The organism is Nonomuraea sp. NPDC049504 (assembly GCF_040676845.1).
Lineage (GTDB): Bacteria > Actinomycetota > Actinomycetes > Streptosporangiales > Streptosporangiaceae > Nonomuraea > Nonomuraea salmonea.
This window is the reverse complement of the sequence record NZ_JBFAPT010000007.1, coordinates 175,206-189,854: the sequence shown is the minus strand read 5'-3', so window position 1 is coordinate 189,854 and position 14,649 is coordinate 175,206. Positions and strand designations below refer to the sequence as shown.

Sequence of the window (14,649 nt, the reverse complement as noted above, 5' to 3'; positions counted from 1 at the left end):
GGACTACATTCCCGGCATATGACCTTTCGCGAGCAATTGTGCGAGTACGGCCGCCGCGCCGTAGAGCTGGGCCTGGTCATCGGCACGTCCGGGAACCTCAGCGTGCGCGAGGGCGACCGGATCGCGGTGACCCCGTCGGGCGTCGCGCTCGACCGGCTGACCCCCGAGATGTGCCCGATCGTGGACCCGGCGGGCCGGCTCGTCGAGGGCGACCTGCAGCCGTCCAGCGAGACCCCCATGCACCTGGCCATCTACGAGACCACCGACGCGCGGGCCGTGGTGCACACGCACTCGGTCTTCGGCACGGTGGTGGCCACGACCATGACCGAGCTGCCGCCGGTGCACTACAACACGCTGCTGCTCGGCGGGGTGGTCAGGGTGGCGCCGTACGCCACGTACGGCACTCCCGAGCTGGCCGCGAACGTGCGCGCCGCCTTGGAGGGCAGGCGGGCCGCCCTGATGGCCAACCACGGCGGGGTGAGCATCGGGGCGACGCTGGAGGAGGCGTTCGAGGCCACGCGGGTGCTGGAGTGGCTGTGCGAGGTGTACGTGCGCGCGTCCGGCGTCGGCAAGCCGGCCGTCCTGACGGACGAGCAGCTCACCGCCGTGGTCGAACGCGCGCTCAACCCGCCCGAGTTCCCCCGGGCCTGAGCGGCGTCACACCAGCGCGACCTGCTCGGCGAGGCCGAGCGGGAGCCCGCCCGAGCCCGCGATGCGGTCGTGGAACTCCTTCAGGGTGCCGCGGAACGACTCCCGGATGCGGTCGATCTCGATGGCGCCCGTCAGGTAGGAGGGGGCCTGCGTCGGCCAGGCGCAGTAGCGGTTGACCTCGCCCTGCGCGGTGCCGGGCGACAGCGACGACTTGGTCGACATGAAGCTCTCCGCCTCCTCGATCGACATCTCCTCGCAGTGCAGCGCGGTGTCCACGATGATGCGGGCGGCCCGGAACATCCGGAAGTCGAGGTGCGCGAGCAGGGTGGCCGGGGTGTCGAAGTAGCCGTGCTCCTGCAGCAGCTTCTCGACGTAGAGGGCCCAGCCCTCGGTGAAGTACGGCGTCCTGAAGACCTTCCTGACCGTACGCGGGTTCTCCGCGATGTACGACAGGTGCCAGTGGTGCCCCGGGTACGCCTCGTGCACCGCGATCGACGGCATCTGGGCGTGCGCGTTGGTCCGCAGCCGCTGGCGTACCTGATCGGGGGTGAAGTCGTCCGGCGTGAACGGCACGAAGAAGACGCCCTGCCGCGAGGAGCTGAGCGGCGGCGGCGCCATGTAGTGGGCCACGGACAGCACCGGGCGGTTGTACTCGGCGGACGGCAGCACCAGGCACTCCTCGCCGTCGGCGAAGGTGACCAGGTCGTGCTCGCGGACGAACGCCTGGGCGCGCCTGGTCTCGGCCTCGTACTCGGCGCGCATCTCGTCGAGCGTGGCCGGGTGGTCGTCCATGAGGAACTCCATGGCGGCCCGCCAGTCGCGGCTCCCGTTGACCTGGACCGCGACCTCCTGCATGCGGGCGTCCAGCTCGGCCCAGGCGGCCCTGCCCTTCTCGTGCAGTTCGGCGGCGCCGTAGCCGAGCATCTCGCGCTCGCGCAGCAGCGTGGTGTAGAGCCGCTCCCCCATGCGCCAGGTGCCGCCGCACTCGAAGGTCTCGAGGAAGGTGACCAGCTCGTCGAAGGCGCGCGCGGCCGGCTCGGCGGCCTCGGCCAGGCGGGCGCGCAGGTCGGGGTCCTCGACCATGGACGGGATCGTGCGGGTGAGGAAGTTCCGGCCGGTACGCGCCTGCCCGAGCCCCCGCTTGACCAGCAGCGGGGCGGCCAGGTCGGGGTCGAGGTTGGCGCGGCAGGCGGCGAGCACGCCGGGCACCTCGGCCAGCCGCGACAGCGCGGCGCTCACCAGCTCGGGCTCGGGCTTGAGCCGGTGCTGGAAGGGGGCGTACATGGAGGTGAAGATCGTGCCGAGGTAGACGCTCGGGTCGCGGCGCCACTCGGGCCAGGCGGCCTCCGCGATGGCGCCTCTGAGCTGCGACAGGACGAGGTCCCTGTCGATCGCGTCGTCCAGGGTGGAGGCTTCTCGGGCCGAGAGGCGTTCGAGCCAGCGGACCTGCTCGCGCTCGCGGTTGTGCCAGGCGTCAGCGGTCCAGTCGCCGAGTGTGTGATCGTAGCCGTCGGCTCCCAGCGTGGCGGCGACGATCGGATGGTCGGAGAAGTACCACTTGAGAAACTCGTCCACCGATGCACCATATCCTGAGCAAATGCCCCTCCAGATCACTGGCGCGCTAGGTGACCCTGACCTGATCCGCCTCCCCTGGGAAGTCCCGCTGCAGGACTGGCCGCAGCACCATCTGGTCGATCTGCCGCGCGGCATCTCGCGGCACGTGGTCCGCTTCGCCCGGCTCTCCGGCAAGGTGTACGCGATCAAGGAGATCAGCGAGCGGTACGCCAAGCGGGAGTACCAGCTGCTGTGGGACCTGGCCAGGCTGGACGCGCCCGCCGTCGAACCCGTCGCGTACGTCACCGGCCGTGAGGACGGCCTCGACGCCGCGCTCATCACCCGCCACCTGCAGTTCTCGCTGCCCTACCGCGCGGTCATGTCGGGCACCCTGCGCCCCGACACGCTCACCCGCCTGCTCGACGCGCTGGCCGTGCTGTTGGTGCGGCTGCATCTCAACGGCTTCTACTGGGGTGACTGCTCGCTGTCGAACACGCTGTTCAGGCGGGACGCGGGCGCGTTCGCGGCGTACCTGGTGGACGCCGAGACCGGCGAGATGCACCCGATGATCAGCGAGGGTCAGCGGCTCGGCGACATCGACACCGCGCACACCAACATCTTCGGCGAGATGCTCGACCTGGAGGCCGGCGGGCTGCTGCACCCGTCGATCGACCCCATGGAGACCGCCGAGGACATCGTGGCCCGCTACCACCGCCTCTGGAACGAGATCAACGAGAGCGAGATCATCGAGGAGGTCGACTGGCACCGCGTGGAGCAGCGCATCAGGCGGCTCAACCTGCTGGGCTTCGACGTCGCCGAGATGATGGTGCGGCGCAAGGTCGGCACAGGCCGGCTCATCGTGCGTCCCAAGGTCGTGGACGCCGGGCACCACCAGCGGCGGCTGCTCAGGCTGACCGGCCTCGACGTCGAGGAGAACCAGGCCAGGCGGCTGCTCAACGACCTCGACGGCTTCCGGGTGGCCAAGGGCCTGCGCCACGAGGACGAGGCCATCGTGGCGCACCGGTGGCTGGCCGAGGTGTTCCAGCCGACGGTCGAGGCGATCCCGGCCGAGCTGCGCGGCAAGCTGGAGCCCGCGCAGCTCTTCCACGAGATCCTCGACCACCGGTGGTACCTGTCGGAGCAGGCCGGCGCCGATGTCGGGCTGGCCAAGGCGGTGGATTCGTACGTGGACAACATCCTCGTGCACAAGCCCGACGAGCGGGCGCTGCTACCGAAGGACGCTGATCAGTGAGCCCGATCAGTAGGCCCGATCAGTAGGCCACGCAGATGCGCTTGCGCACGTTGGCGTTCTTCTCCAGCTCGTCGGCGATCGCGACCGCGTAGTCCTCTGCGCTGATGAAGCTGCGGCCCTGCTCGTCGCTGAGCAGGGTGTCGCCGCCCACCCTGAACACGCCGGTGCGCTCCCCCGGCGCGATCTCCGCCGCCGGGGAGACGAACGTCCAGTCGAGGTCGTCGACCTCGCGGTAGAAGCGCAGCAGGGCCCGCCCGGCCAGCGCCTCCTTCTTGTAGAGCTCGGGGAACTCGGGCGTGTCCACGAGGTCCTGACCGGGGGCCACCTGGAGGCTGCCGGCGCCGCCGACCACGATCAGCCGGCGCACCCCTGCCGCGCGCAGGCCGTCGATGAGCGCCGTGTTGGCCTCGATGAACGGCGGCTCGGGCTCGGTGCCGTCGCGCGGCGGGGCGATGGCGGAGACGACGGCGTCGTGGCCGGGGGCCAGGGTGGCGGTGTCGCGGACGTCGCCCTTGACGGGGCCGCCGCTGCGGCTGACGCCGGTCACCTCGTGGCCGCGGTCACGGAGCTCGGCGGCGATGCGCTGCCCGACCATGCCGGTCGCGCCAAAGACAAGGATCTTCATACGGCCAAGAGTATCCATCGGGTACTGGTTACTTCATCGTGCTATAAGTACCTCATGGATACTGGCGACGTCTTCGATCCCGACTGCCCGACCCGGGTGGTCCTCGACCGGATCGGCGACAAGTGGTCGGCCCTCGTGCTGCTCTGCCTCATCGGGGGGCCGATGCGGTTCACCCAGCTCAGGGCGCGGATCGGCGGGGTCACACCCAAGGTGCTGACCCAGACGTTGCGGGCGATGGAGCAGGACGGGCTGCTGACGCGCGAGGTGTTCGCGGAGGTGCCGCCGCGGGTCGAGTACACGCTGACCGGCCTCGGGCGCTCGCTGCACGGGCCGATCTCGGTGGTGGCCGAGTGGGCGGAGGACAACGTCCACGAGATCATGCGCTGCCGCGAGAAGCACGCGCGGCTCTGATCGGCCCCAGCGGGCCGACCAGAGCCGGAGGGTTCAGGACGCGGTCAGCTTGGTGATCTCGGCGACGATGTCGGGCCACAGCGCCTTCGGCAGGTCATGCCCCATCCCCGGATACGTCACCAGCCGCGCCCCCGGCACCGCCTCCGCCGTCGCCCGGCCGCCGGCCGCCGGGATCAGCGGGTCGGCCTCGCCGTGGATCACCAGCGTGGAGGCGCGGACGCCGGCCAGCGCCTGCGTACGGTCGCCCGACGCCCTGATCGCCGCGAACTGCCGGGCCGTGCCCGCCGGATCGAAGCAGCGGTCGTAGGCCAGGCCGGCCCGTTCCCTGATGGCCTCCTCGTCCAGCTCGTAGCCCGGTGAGCCGATCGTCGACCAGGTCACCACCGACTGGTCGAGCACGCCGGCGCGGTCGGCCGGCGGCGGCGTCATGAGCGCGGTCATCGCCTCGGGGGTGGGCGGGGCGACGTCGGGTCCCGGCGTGGACATGATGGAGGTCAGGGTCAGCACCCGCTCGGGGTGCTCGATGGCCAATGTCTGGGCGATCATGCCGCCCATCGAGGCGCCCACGACGTGCGCGGACGGCCAGCCGATGGCGTCCATGAACGCGGCGGTGTCGGCGGCCATGTCCGTCAGCGAATACGGCGCGGGCGCCCCCGGCTGGGGGACGCCCGCGTCGTGGATGTGCGTGGACAGTCCCGCGTCGCGGTTGTCGAACCGTACGACGTGGTGTCCCTGCTCCGCGAGGAGCCGGCAGAACCCTTCGTCCCACTGGATGAGCTGGGCGCCGAGCCCCATGATCAGGAGGAGCGGCCGCCCTGTGGGTGCGCCGAAGCTGTCATAGGCGATCTCAATGCCGTTTGCGGCTACACGGGTCGTCACGCAGGCCAGAATGTCATTCTGGTACACGTGGCGTAAAGCCGTCAGCGGGCGGCCGGTACGGCGATGCCACCGGCCTGGGAGTCCTGCTCCTGGTCGGCGGGCGGGGGCGCCGGGTTCCTGTCACGCCTGGACCAGGCGCCGGTCGAGAACGGGACCGGGTGGTTCTTCTTGCCCACGCCGTCGCCCCACTTGGTGATGACGTACTCGACCTCGATGTGGCCCTGGCCGCCGACGCCGTCCACACCGAGCGTGCTGGAGTTGAACCTGCCGCCGGTCAGCTCGGCGAACGTCTTGGCGTCGAGATCGAGCATGATGCCGCGGTTGGAGGGCTCGCCCGGCCCGCGGTCACCGACGAAGAAGGGCGCCTTCTTGCCCTTGTAGACCACGTAACCCTCGGTCATCAGCGGCCAGCTCGGGCTGGCCGCCAGACCCTTCTGCATGGGCTTGCCGCTGGCCGGCAGCCCGGTGTCACCGGCCCGGCCGGAGGCGTCGTCCCAGAAGTACGAGGCCGTGGTCGAGCCCTTGAGCAGGATCTTCCTGTCTTTGTCGGGGGTGTCGGCGTGCGCGGCCGTACTGGCGCAGGTCAGCATGCCGACGCAGCAGGCGGTCAGCGTGGCGAGGGAACGCAGGCTGAAACGAGCAGACATGAAGCAGCAAACCCTTCACGAGGGGACGGGGGAGTTGCGCTCGGGCGCGAGGGGATGGGGGCGCGGCGGGGCGGGGGACCCCGCGGCGCTACGCGGAGCGCAAATGACGAGCCTGGGGAAGGGGGCCGCTCAGCGGGCGGCCGTCAAAGAGCGGTCTGGGGGTACGACGCGCTGGAACATGTAATACGTGATCCTCTCCATCACGCCTACCGGGTTAGCTGACGGGTTCGGGCGGTGGAGTTGCCCTACCGGCCGCGCGGGCCGGATTCACCCCGAATGCGGGTGGTTCCCCGGTTCCCGAATGGTTCGGGATTCGGCGCCAGCCGGTCGTCCGTCTTGGGTAAGGACTAGGTCACCGGCTGGTAATGGCGAACACTCTAACGACGGGATCGGACACCCGCAAACGTTTCACCACGAATCGGACAAAGATCTACCTTCAGCGGGAATGCATACAAAAAGGGGGCACGGCATGCCGTGCCCCCTGAGGATTCAGTCCTCAGCCGCCGCTCTTGCGCCTGAACGATCTCTTATTGGCAGCCGGACCGTGCGCCCCGTGAATCTTCGATGGGTCGACGCCCCTGCCACCCGCGCCCGAGCCCGCCTGCTGGCTGCGCTTGCGCTCCAGCGCTTCGCGGAACTTGCGCTTCATCTCGTCCTCGGGAGTTTCGCTGACTTCCGGCTCCGGTGTATCCGCCATGAGGACCTCCATGGTGTTGGGGACACTCAAAGCTTCGCACGCCCCCGCTCATGACGCGAAACCGGCCTCCACCGTGTCTTCAGGCCGCCGCGGCGGCCGGTCCGCCGGCTCTGCCGGGTCCGCGAGCCGCCTGTCGGGCAGCGCCACCAGCGCGACCAGGGCGATCACCGCGCCCGCCACCCCGAGCGACGGCACGACCAGCGCGGCTGCGGAGGCGTGCGCGGCTGCGGCACCCGCCCCGGGTACGCTCGCGGCGAACTCCGCCGTGTAGAGCGTGCCGCCGACGGCCAGCGCCACCGAGCCGCCGATCTGCCGGAAGAAGGCCAGGTTCGCCGAGGCGACGCCGAGGTGGCGCGGCTCCACCGACTGCTGCGCGGCCACCGTCAGCCCGGACAGCATCGGCCCCATGCCGAGCCCCAGCGGCAGCATCCACAGCGCGACCGCGAGGCCGGGGCTGTCCACCGCCAGGTTGAGGCAGAGCAGCGCGCCCGCGACCAGCAGGAACGGCGAGACGAGCAGCCACGGCTTGTACCGCCCGGTCCGCGACATCAGCGCGCCCATGAGCACGCTGCCGGCGACCATGCCCAGCGTCAGCGGGTAGATCCGCAGCCCCGACTCGGTGGCGGCCACGCCCAGCGCCTCCTGGAAGTAGCGGGGCAGGAAGACGACACCCGCGTACATGCAGAAGGCCGTGACGAACGAGGTGAGGTTGACCAGCGTGTACGACCGGTTGGCGAACAGCTCCATCGGCATGATCGGGCTGGCCGCGCGCCGCTCGACCGCCACGAAGACGGCCAGCAGCACCAGCGCCAGCAGGATCGGCCCCGCCACGGCCACGTCGGTCCAGGTGTGACCGTCGAGCCCCTTCTCGGTCAGGCCGAGCAGCAGGGACGTGACGGCCACGGTGAATACCGCGATGCCGGCGTAGTCGGGCCTGCCGCCGCCGGTGCCGGGCCGGCGCGGCAGCCGCAGCACGATGATCGCGATCAGCACGAGGCCGATCGGCACGTTCACGTAGAACGCCCAGCGCCAGCTCGCGTGGTCGGTGAACAGCCCGCCCAGGAACGGCCCCGCCAGGAACGACAGCCCCATCACGCCCCCGAGCGCCCCCTGCACGCGGGCCCCGCCCGAGCCGGGCGGGAACATCTCCATGACCAGCGCGATCGACAGCGGCAGCAGCGCGCCCGCGCCGAGCCCCTGGAGGGCGCGGAAGGCGATGAGCTGCGTCATGTCCTGCGCCGCCCCGGACAGCGCCGAGCCGATGAGGAACACCGCCATGCCGATCAGCAGCAGCGGCTTCCTGCCGTGCTGGTCGGACAGCCGCCCGTAGAGCGGCACGGTGACCGTGGAGGTCAGCAGGTAGGCGGTCACCGCCCACGTGTAGAGCGGGCCGCCGCCCAGCTCCGCCACGATGCGCGGCAGCGCGGTGCCCACGATCGTCTGGTCGAGCATCGCCAGGAACATGCCGCCGAGCACGGCGAGCAGGACGACGACGCCACCCTTTTTGTCAGCTCTCACAGGTGAAGAGTGATATGTAACTTCTGACATGTCAAGTCTTCGATATGCTGGCCACCATGTCCCTACGGATCGCGCTGCTCGGGCTGCTCTCGGCCGTGGGCCCGGCCAGCGGCTACGACCTGGCCAAGACGTTCGACCAATCGCTCAACCACGTCTGGCAGGCCGGGCACACGCAGATCTATCCCGAGCTGGTGAAGATGACCGCCGACGGGCTCGTGGAGGTCGAGTCGGAGGGCGCGAGGGGCCGCAAGATCTACCGCATCACGCCCGATGGCCGCCGCGAGCTGGGCGGGTGGATGGAGGAGCACGACGCCGCGATGACCGTGCGCAGCGAGGTCGCGCTCCAGGCGTTCCTGCTGCACCTGGTGGACCGCGACCAGGCCGTCGCCGTGCTCGAGCGCATCAGGGCCCGCTACGTGGCGCGGCTGGAGAAACTGGAGTCGTTGCGGCCCGGCGAGTTCGGCCACCACGCCCACACCCTCGGCCTCGCCATGGCCCGCACCGGCCTCCAGTGGGCCGACGACACCCTCGCCGACCTCAGGCGTCCCGTCACCTGATCCAGCCGCGCCCGGCGGCCATGACGCCGGCCGCGGCCTGGTCACCACCCTGGTCCACGTCGTGCGAGGGGCCGTGCTCGCTCGGCGTCACCGTCCTCGGCGGGCACCTGCCCCGCGACCTGCCGCTCTCCCCCGTCGTGGACGTCATCCGCCTCGGCCACTCGTTGTCAGGCGGTGAAGGCCAGGAGGCGGAAGATCGGGTCGGGGGCTTCGGACGTGCTCTGGCCGTGGCCGGTGAAGCGGGTCTCACCACACGGCCGCAGCCCGTGCCGGGCCGCCGCCTCGATCACCGTGGCGGCCCCGTCGGCGGGCCGCCGGTCGACGGGCATGCTCGCGTCATGGGCGGCGCGTTTGTCGACGGTGGTGACGTACACGCCGCCGGGGCGGAGGACGCGGGCGGCCTCGGCGATCACCGGGCGGGCGTCGTCGAGCAGGTGCAGCAGCCAGATCGTGGTGACCGCCGCCACCGACCGATCCCGTACGGGCAGCAGGCGGCCGTCGCCCAGCACCACCGGCACCCGGCCGGCGGCGAGGCGGGCCATCCCGGTGGAGGCGTCCACCCCGAGTACCCGCAGCCCGGCCCCGGCCAGCTCACGCGTCACCAGCCCGGTGCCGCAGGCGACGTCGAGCAGGGTGCCGCCGCCGGGCAACGAGCCGGGCAACGAGCCGGGCAACAACTCGCGCACCGCCCGCGCGGCCGCCCGCGCGCGGGGCAGGCCGCCGCGCGTCTCGTCGTAGCGGGCGGCCTCCCGGTCGTAGTCGAGCACGCGTCAAGTATCGCGGCGCTAACGCCGATTCGGTAAAAATGCCCGGTTCTCTTCCTGGTGTTGCGTTGGAGCGGCTCAGGAAATATGTCCTGCGATGAGTGTTTTCGGTCGTGATTTGGCGATGGACCTCGGAGCCGCAAGCACGCGCATCTACGCCAAGCGCAAGGGCATCGTGCTCGATGAGCCCTCGGCGGTGATGTGCGACGGCCGCACCGGGAAGGTCATCGGCTACGGCGCGGAAGCCGCCGCCCTCGGGGGCGGCGGCCGTACGTGCTGGCCGGTACGCGGCGGGCTGCCCGCCGACACCGAGCTGGCCCGGCGCATGATCCGGCACTTCCTGCGCAAGGTGCACTGGCACCCCTACTCCCGCCCGCGCGTCGTCATGGCGCTGCCCGGCGACTCGACGCCGATCGACCGGGCGGCACTGCGCGACATCGCGTACGAGGCGGAGGCCAGGATCGCCCGGCTGGTGCCGCACGCGGTGGCGGCGGCGCTCGGCGCGGGCCTGGAGCTGTCGGACTGCACGGGGCACATGGTGATCGACATCGGCCGCGACAGCGCACGCATCGCCGTGCTGTCGGGCGAGTCGGTGGTGGCGTCGGGCTCGGTCCCGTACGGGGGGCTGGCGGTCAACCGGGCGATCGCCAGGTTCGTCGAGCGGGAGCACGGCCTGCTGCTCGACGACGACGAGGCGGAGTCGGCCAAGCGCCGGTCCTCGGGCACGAACCCCGAGGTCACCGTGCGGGCCAGGGACCCGGAGACCGGGCGCGAGCACGACCTCGTGTTGCCCGTACAGAAGATCTTCGAGGCCACCGAGCCGTCGTTCGAGTCGATCGCGCGCACGGCGGTGGAGACCGTCGAGCGCTGCCCGGCCGAGCTGGCCGCCGACCTCGGCGTGCGCGGCGCGGTCGTGGTGGGCGGCGGCGCGCTGCTGCGCGGCCTCGGCCGGTGCCTGCGCGGGGCCCTGTGCATGCCGGTACGCCGCGCGGACCGCCCGCTGGAGGCCGTGGCGCTCGGGCTGGGCCGCTGCGTGGACGAGCTGGGGCTGATCGGGAGGTTCCGCAGCCGCAGGTGAGCGACCCCCCGTTCCGACAGGAGGTAGGCCATGACCGTCCGCGGCATCGATCACGTCGGGGTCACCGTGCCCGACCTGGAAGCGGCCACCGCGTTCTTCGTCCGGGCGTTCGGCGCCGAGGTGCTCTTCGACACCCTTCCGCGCGAGCGGGGACCCAAGGGCGGCTGGGCGACCGAGCGGCGCCTCGGCGTGCCGCAGGGCACGGCCGAGGTGGCGGTCCGCATGCTGCGCCTGCCGGGCGGGCCCGGCATCGAGCTGTTCGAGTTCAGCGGGCCCCGGCAGGGCGGGCCCGTGGTGCCGTGTGACCTGGGGTGGCAGCACGTCGCGGTGTACGTGGACGACCTGGACGAGGCGCTGCGGCTGGTCACCGAGGCGGGCGGGACGGCGCTGTCGGAGCCGGTGCCGTTGCCGGGTCCCGAGGCGGGCCCGCACAACCGGTTCGTCTACTGCCGGACGCCCTGGGGTGCGACGGTGGAGCTGGTCACGTATCCGAATCCGCAGGCGTACGAGAAGGAGACGGACCTGCGCCGCTGGCGTCCTTAGCGCTCGTCGATGATCTCTCCCTCCTCACTCGTCGGGTCCTTGACCAGGGCGAACGCCGGTCCTGCCTCGGGCAGGTCGTGGGCGACCGCGACCACCGCCTCCAGGGCGGCCTGGGACTCCCAGACCCAGGAGTCGACCCAGGTGCGCTCGTCGGGCCGCATGAGCCGAGTCTCGGACAGGCCGGGGAAGCGGGCGCGTACGGCGCTGATGAGGTCGGCGCGCCTGGCGAGGATCTGGTCGGCGTCGGCGGGGTCGGCGGTGAAGCGGACGATGCGGAGCACGGACATGGTTGGAGTCCTTCGCTAGAGTTGACTTCTAGTGACTAAACTAGAGTTAAACTTCAGCGAATGAGCGATGTCAAGAGGGCGGGCAAACGCGCCCAGAAGGCCAGAGAGACCAGGGCGCGCATCTTGCGGGCCGCCGGCGAGCTGTTCGTCCAGGACGGCTACGGCGCCACCAACCTGCAGGACGTCGCCACCAGGGCGGGGGTGGCCGTCCAGACCATCTACTTCGTCTTCGGCAACAAGCGCACGCTGCTCAAAGAGCTGGTCGACGTCACGATCGCGGGCGACGACGAGCCGGTGGCGACCATGGACAGGCCCTGGTTCAAGGAGGCACTGGCCGCCCCGACGGCCGCCGGGCACCTGCGGGCGCTCGTCCACGGGTCGTCCGCCGTGCTCGCCAGGGTCGCGCCGATCATGAAGGTGCTCGACACCGCCGTCACCATGGACCCCGAGGTCGCGGCGGAGTGGACGCAGGACACCGACCCCCGTCACGTCGTGCACACCGCCGCCGCGCGGAGCCTGATGGCCAAGCCGGGCGCCCGCGCCGACGTGCCGCCCGAGCAGGCCGCCGACGTGCTGTACGGGCTGCTCAGCCCCGAGCTCTACCTGCTGCTCGCGGGGGCGCGGGGCTGGCCGCACGAGCGGTTCGAGGAGTGGGTGCACGACACGCTGGCGGCCCAGCTCCTCGACCGCTGAAACCCCCTCGATCGCCGCGAAGGTCCTCGATATGGTCGAAGGGTGCGCTCCGGCCGTCACGCCCTTTCCGCGGTGCTCATCTGCGCCGCGGCGATGACGGCCTGCACCGTGGGCTGCACGGCGGCCTCTGATCTGCCCTCTTTCGAAGAGGCGTCGCGGCAGCTCGACCACGACGCCGACACCCTCCTCGGCGCCGGCCTCAGCGGGCCGGCGGTGCGCCTGCTCGACGACGAGACGTGTGTGCCCGGGCAAGTGCGGCACGCGGTCCGCGCCGAGGGCGACCTCGCCGGCCCCTCCGACGGGCTGCTCGCCCGCCTGGACGCGCTGGGCTACGACCGCGTCGCCGACGACGCCGATCTGCGTGACGACGCCGAGGACGTCGCGGTCTTCCGCAACCCGCGCACCCAGGTGACGTTCGAGCTGACCCTGCGCCCCGAGGACGGCGACGGCGTCCGCGTGATCGGCAGGACCGTCTGCTACGCGACCGGCTGACGCCAGGCGCGCGCCGAAGCCTCCGTCCGGCCCCGGACGAGCATCACGGGCTCGCCGACGTCTCCCGCCGGCACCCGGCGCACGTCACGGGGTCGCCAGTGCCTCCGTCGGGGACAGGCGGGAGGCGCGTACGGCCGGGTAGAGGCCGGCGGCGGCGCCGATGGCGAGAGTCGCGGCCAGCCCGCCCGCCGTCGCCCAGGCGGGCACGACCGACGGCCAGCCGCTGTAGAGCGCGTACGCCGTCGTCACCCCCGTCCCGAGCAGCACGCCGCCGATCCCGCCCAGCGCCGACAGCAGCAGCGACTCGGCCAGGAACTGGGTGCGGACCTGCCCCCTGGTCGCGCCGAGCGAGCGGCGCAGCCCGATCTCGGCCCGGCGCTCCAGCACGGAGATGACCATCGTGTTGGCCACGCCGACCCCGCCCACGAGCAGCGCCACCGCCCCGACGCCCAGCAGCAGCCCGGCGAACGCCTGGCTGGTCGCCTGCTTGGCGGCGAGCGCGTCGGACGGGCGGGAGACGTCCACCTCGTTGGGCGCCTGCGGGTTGGCGGTGGCGCCGAGCACCTCGCGTACGGCCTCCAGCCGCGCCTCGTCGGAGCGGGTGTAGAGGGTGGTCGGATGCCCGTCGAAGCCCAGCCGCCCCTCGGCCACCGGCCACCCGACCAGCACGCCGCTGTCGAGGTCGGGGGCCAGTGCCACCGGCTCCAGCACTCCGACCACGGTGAACCTGACGCCGCCCACCACGATCTGGGTGTCCTGGCCGGGCGCGCCGATGCCGAGCCGCCGCGCGGCATCCGCGCCGACGACGGCGGCCGGGTAGCGCTCGGTGGCCGCGTTCAGCCAGGTGCCGCCGCTCAGCGTGGCGCCGATGGTGGCGGGCAGGTCGAGGCGGGCGGCGTACGTGCTGAGGCCGCCGGTCTGCGCCTCCGGGATGCGCTCCGAGCGGTAGACCTTGGCCTCGGAGACCTTCCCGACCGACGACACCGCCCGTACGGGGCCGATGCGGTCGATCATCGCCTCGGCGTCCATCGGCAGCTGCGCGGCCTCCCCCATGAGCGTGGTGCCCGAAGTGACGGTGAGCAGGTTCGTGCCCAGCGCGGAGAGCTGGCGGTCCAGCTCGGCGCCCGACGAGGACGAGAGCCCGACCACGCCGACCATGGCGGCGATGCCGATGGCGATGCCGAGCGCGGACAGGAACGCCCGCAGCGGCCTGGTCCGCAGGCCGATCGCGCCGACCCGCAGCACGTCGCGGGCCCGCATCCGGGCCGGGACGGGCCGGGGCCGCACCTCCATGAGCGTCATCAGGCCCCGCCCTTCCACAGCCGCACGGGTTCCTGCGCCGAGTCGGAGACGATCTCCCCGTCGCGCATGCGGACCTGACGGGGCAGCCTGTCCGCGATCTCCCTGTCATGAGTGATGATCACGATGGTGGTGCCGGCCGCGTTCAGCTCGCGCAGCAGCTCCATGACGCCCGCGCCGGAGACCGAGTCGAGCGCCCCGGTCGGCTCGTCGGCCAGCAGCAGCGGCGGGTCGCCCGCCACGGCCCTGGCGATCGCCACCCGCTGCCGCTCGCCGCCGGACAGCTCGTGCGGCTCGTGGTCCATGCGGTGTCCGAGCCCGACCCGTTCCAGCGCCTCTGCCGCGCGGCGGCGCCGCTCGGAGCGGCTCATGCCGGTGTAGACGAGGCCGTCGGCCACGTTGTCCAGGGCGGGGACCCGCGGCGCGAGGTGGAAGGACTGGAAGACGAAGCCGATCGTGGTGGCGCGCAGCGCGGAGAGCTGGTTGTCCGTCAGCGCCGAGACGTCGTGACCGTCGATGTGCACACTGCCCGTCGTGGGCCGGTCGAGGGTGCCGATGACGTTGAGCATCGTCGACTTGCCCGACCCCGACGGGCCGGCGATGGCGACCAGCTCGCCGTGGCCGATCCGCAGCGACACCTCCCGCAGCGCCGCCACCCCTCCGGGATACGTCCTGGACACGCCGGTGAGAGCGATCATCTCG

Annotated in this window: 18 protein-coding genes, 1 pseudogene and 1 riboswitch; of the genes and pseudogenes, 8 read left to right on the top strand and 11 right to left on the bottom strand. The window is 71.8% G+C overall.

The annotated features are described in order from the left end of the window. Nucleotides 1-18: 18 nt before the first annotated feature. The gene (locus tag AB0K28_RS16160) at nt 19-651 is read left to right on the top strand and encodes a class II aldolase/adducin family protein (protein ID WP_364370078.1); all 633 of its coding nucleotides are present in this window, start codon (nt 19-21) and stop codon (nt 649-651) included. Nucleotides 652-657: 6 nt separating this feature from the next. Here the strand turns inward: AB0K28_RS16160 and AB0K28_RS16155 are convergent, their stop codons facing one another. Then, nucleotides 658-2,226: a DUF885 domain-containing protein gene (locus AB0K28_RS16155; protein WP_364370075.1), complete on the bottom strand. Its 1,569-nt coding sequence runs from the start codon at nt 2,224-2,226 to the stop codon at nt 658-660. A gap of 22 nt (nt 2,227-2,248) precedes the next feature. Between AB0K28_RS16155 and AB0K28_RS16150 the strand changes: the two genes are divergently transcribed. Next, nucleotides 2,249-3,457, top strand: coding sequence for a DUF4032 domain-containing protein (locus AB0K28_RS16150; RefSeq protein WP_345388885.1), 1,209 nt, complete (start codon nt 2,249-2,251; stop codon nt 3,455-3,457). Between the two features lie 19 nt (nt 3,458-3,476). Here AB0K28_RS16150 and AB0K28_RS16145 read toward each other — a convergent pair whose 3' ends face one another. Then, nucleotides 3,477-4,082 (bottom strand): NAD(P)-dependent oxidoreductase, encoded by a 606-nt coding sequence (locus AB0K28_RS16145; RefSeq protein ID WP_364370072.1) that lies wholly within the window; start codon nt 4,080-4,082, stop codon nt 3,477-3,479. Between the two features lie 54 nt (nt 4,083-4,136). On the opposite strand from AB0K28_RS16145, the gene AB0K28_RS16140 reads away from it, so the two are divergent. Next, complete coding sequence (locus AB0K28_RS16140; RefSeq protein ID WP_364370069.1) at nt 4,137-4,493, top strand: helix-turn-helix domain-containing protein; 357 nt, start codon at nt 4,137-4,139, stop codon at nt 4,491-4,493. A gap of 33 nt (nt 4,494-4,526) precedes the next feature. Here AB0K28_RS16140 and AB0K28_RS16135 read toward each other — a convergent pair whose 3' ends face one another. The 4 genes and pseudogenes from AB0K28_RS16135 to AB0K28_RS16120 all read right to left on the bottom strand — a co-directional run bounded on the left by AB0K28_RS16135 (nt 4,527) and on the right by AB0K28_RS16120 (nt 8,234). After that, nucleotides 4,527-5,372 (bottom strand): alpha/beta hydrolase, encoded by an 846-nt coding sequence (locus AB0K28_RS16135; RefSeq protein ID WP_364370066.1) that lies wholly within the window; start codon nt 5,370-5,372, stop codon nt 4,527-4,529. Nucleotides 5,373-5,536: 164 nt separating this feature from the next. Further along, nucleotides 5,537-5,962: pseudogene (locus tag AB0K28_RS16130) on the bottom strand (hypothetical protein); the annotation flags it as partial. A gap of 245 nt (nt 5,963-6,207) precedes the next feature. Beyond that, nucleotides 6,208-6,348, bottom strand: a riboswitch (cyclic di-AMP (ydaO/yuaA leader). 167 nt (nt 6,349-6,515) lie between these two features. Then, nucleotides 6,516-6,716, bottom strand: coding sequence for a DUF5302 domain-containing protein (locus tag AB0K28_RS16125; protein WP_364370063.1), 201 nt, complete (start codon nt 6,714-6,716; stop codon nt 6,516-6,518). Nucleotides 6,717-6,764: 48 nt separating this feature from the next. Continuing rightward, nucleotides 6,765-8,234, bottom strand: a complete 1,470-nt coding sequence (locus AB0K28_RS16120; protein ID WP_364370060.1) for an MDR family MFS transporter — start codon at nt 8,232-8,234, stop codon at nt 6,765-6,767. 56 nt (nt 8,235-8,290) lie between these two features. Here AB0K28_RS16120 and AB0K28_RS16115 point away from each other — a divergent pair, with 56 nt between their 5' ends. Further along, nucleotides 8,291-8,791 (top strand): PadR family transcriptional regulator, encoded by a 501-nt coding sequence (locus AB0K28_RS16115; protein WP_345388896.1) that lies wholly within the window; start codon nt 8,291-8,293, stop codon nt 8,789-8,791. Here AB0K28_RS16115 and AB0K28_RS16110 read toward each other — a convergent pair. Both AB0K28_RS16110 and AB0K28_RS16105 read right to left on the bottom strand, forming a co-directional pair. Next, on the bottom strand, nt 8,784-8,939 hold the full coding sequence (locus AB0K28_RS16110) for a hypothetical protein (protein ID WP_364370057.1): 156 nt from the start codon (nt 8,937-8,939) through the stop codon (nt 8,784-8,786). The genes AB0K28_RS16115 and AB0K28_RS16110 overlap by 8 nt on opposite strands. Nucleotides 8,940-8,958: 19 nt before the next feature. Continuing rightward, nucleotides 8,959-9,558, bottom strand: a complete 600-nt coding sequence (locus AB0K28_RS16105; protein WP_364370054.1) for a class I SAM-dependent methyltransferase — start codon at nt 9,556-9,558, stop codon at nt 8,959-8,961. A gap of 121 nt (nt 9,559-9,679) precedes the next feature. On the opposite strand from AB0K28_RS16105, the gene AB0K28_RS16100 reads away from it, so the two are divergent. Together AB0K28_RS16100 and AB0K28_RS16095 are read left to right on the top strand one after the other, a co-directional pair. Beyond that, nucleotides 9,680-10,633 (top strand): rod shape-determining protein, encoded by a 954-nt coding sequence (locus tag AB0K28_RS16100; protein WP_345388900.1) that lies wholly within the window; start codon nt 9,680-9,682, stop codon nt 10,631-10,633. A 30-nt stretch (nt 10,634-10,663) separates the two neighbouring features. Further along, nucleotides 10,664-11,176, top strand: a complete 513-nt coding sequence (locus AB0K28_RS16095; RefSeq protein WP_364370050.1) for a VOC family protein — start codon at nt 10,664-10,666, stop codon at nt 11,174-11,176. Here AB0K28_RS16095 and AB0K28_RS16090 read toward each other — a convergent pair. After that, complete coding sequence (locus tag AB0K28_RS16090; RefSeq protein ID WP_345388904.1) at nt 11,173-11,463, bottom strand: antibiotic biosynthesis monooxygenase; 291 nt, start codon at nt 11,461-11,463, stop codon at nt 11,173-11,175. The two genes, AB0K28_RS16095 and AB0K28_RS16090, sit on opposite strands and share 4 nt — an antisense overlap. Nucleotides 11,464-11,523: 60 nt before the next feature. Here AB0K28_RS16090 and AB0K28_RS16085 point away from each other — a divergent pair, with 60 nt between their 5' ends. Together AB0K28_RS16085 and AB0K28_RS16080 are read left to right on the top strand one after the other, a co-directional pair. Continuing rightward, nucleotides 11,524-12,156, top strand: a complete 633-nt coding sequence (locus AB0K28_RS16085) for a TetR family transcriptional regulator (protein ID WP_364370046.1) — start codon at nt 11,524-11,526, stop codon at nt 12,154-12,156. A gap of 42 nt (nt 12,157-12,198) precedes the next feature. Next, nucleotides 12,199-12,648, top strand: a complete 450-nt coding sequence (locus AB0K28_RS16080) for a hypothetical protein (protein ID WP_364370043.1) — start codon at nt 12,199-12,201, stop codon at nt 12,646-12,648. An 84-nt stretch (nt 12,649-12,732) separates the two neighbouring features. Here AB0K28_RS16080 and AB0K28_RS16075 read toward each other — a convergent pair whose 3' ends face one another. After that, complete coding sequence (locus AB0K28_RS16075; RefSeq protein ID WP_364370422.1) at nt 12,733-13,941, bottom strand: ABC transporter permease; 1,209 nt, start codon at nt 13,939-13,941, stop codon at nt 12,733-12,735. An 8-nt stretch (nt 13,942-13,949) separates the two neighbouring features. Beyond that, on the bottom strand, nt 13,950-14,645 hold the full coding sequence (locus tag AB0K28_RS16070; RefSeq protein WP_345409363.1) for an ABC transporter ATP-binding protein: 696 nt from the start codon (nt 14,643-14,645) through the stop codon (nt 13,950-13,952). Nucleotides 14,646-14,649: the final 4 nt, after the last annotated feature.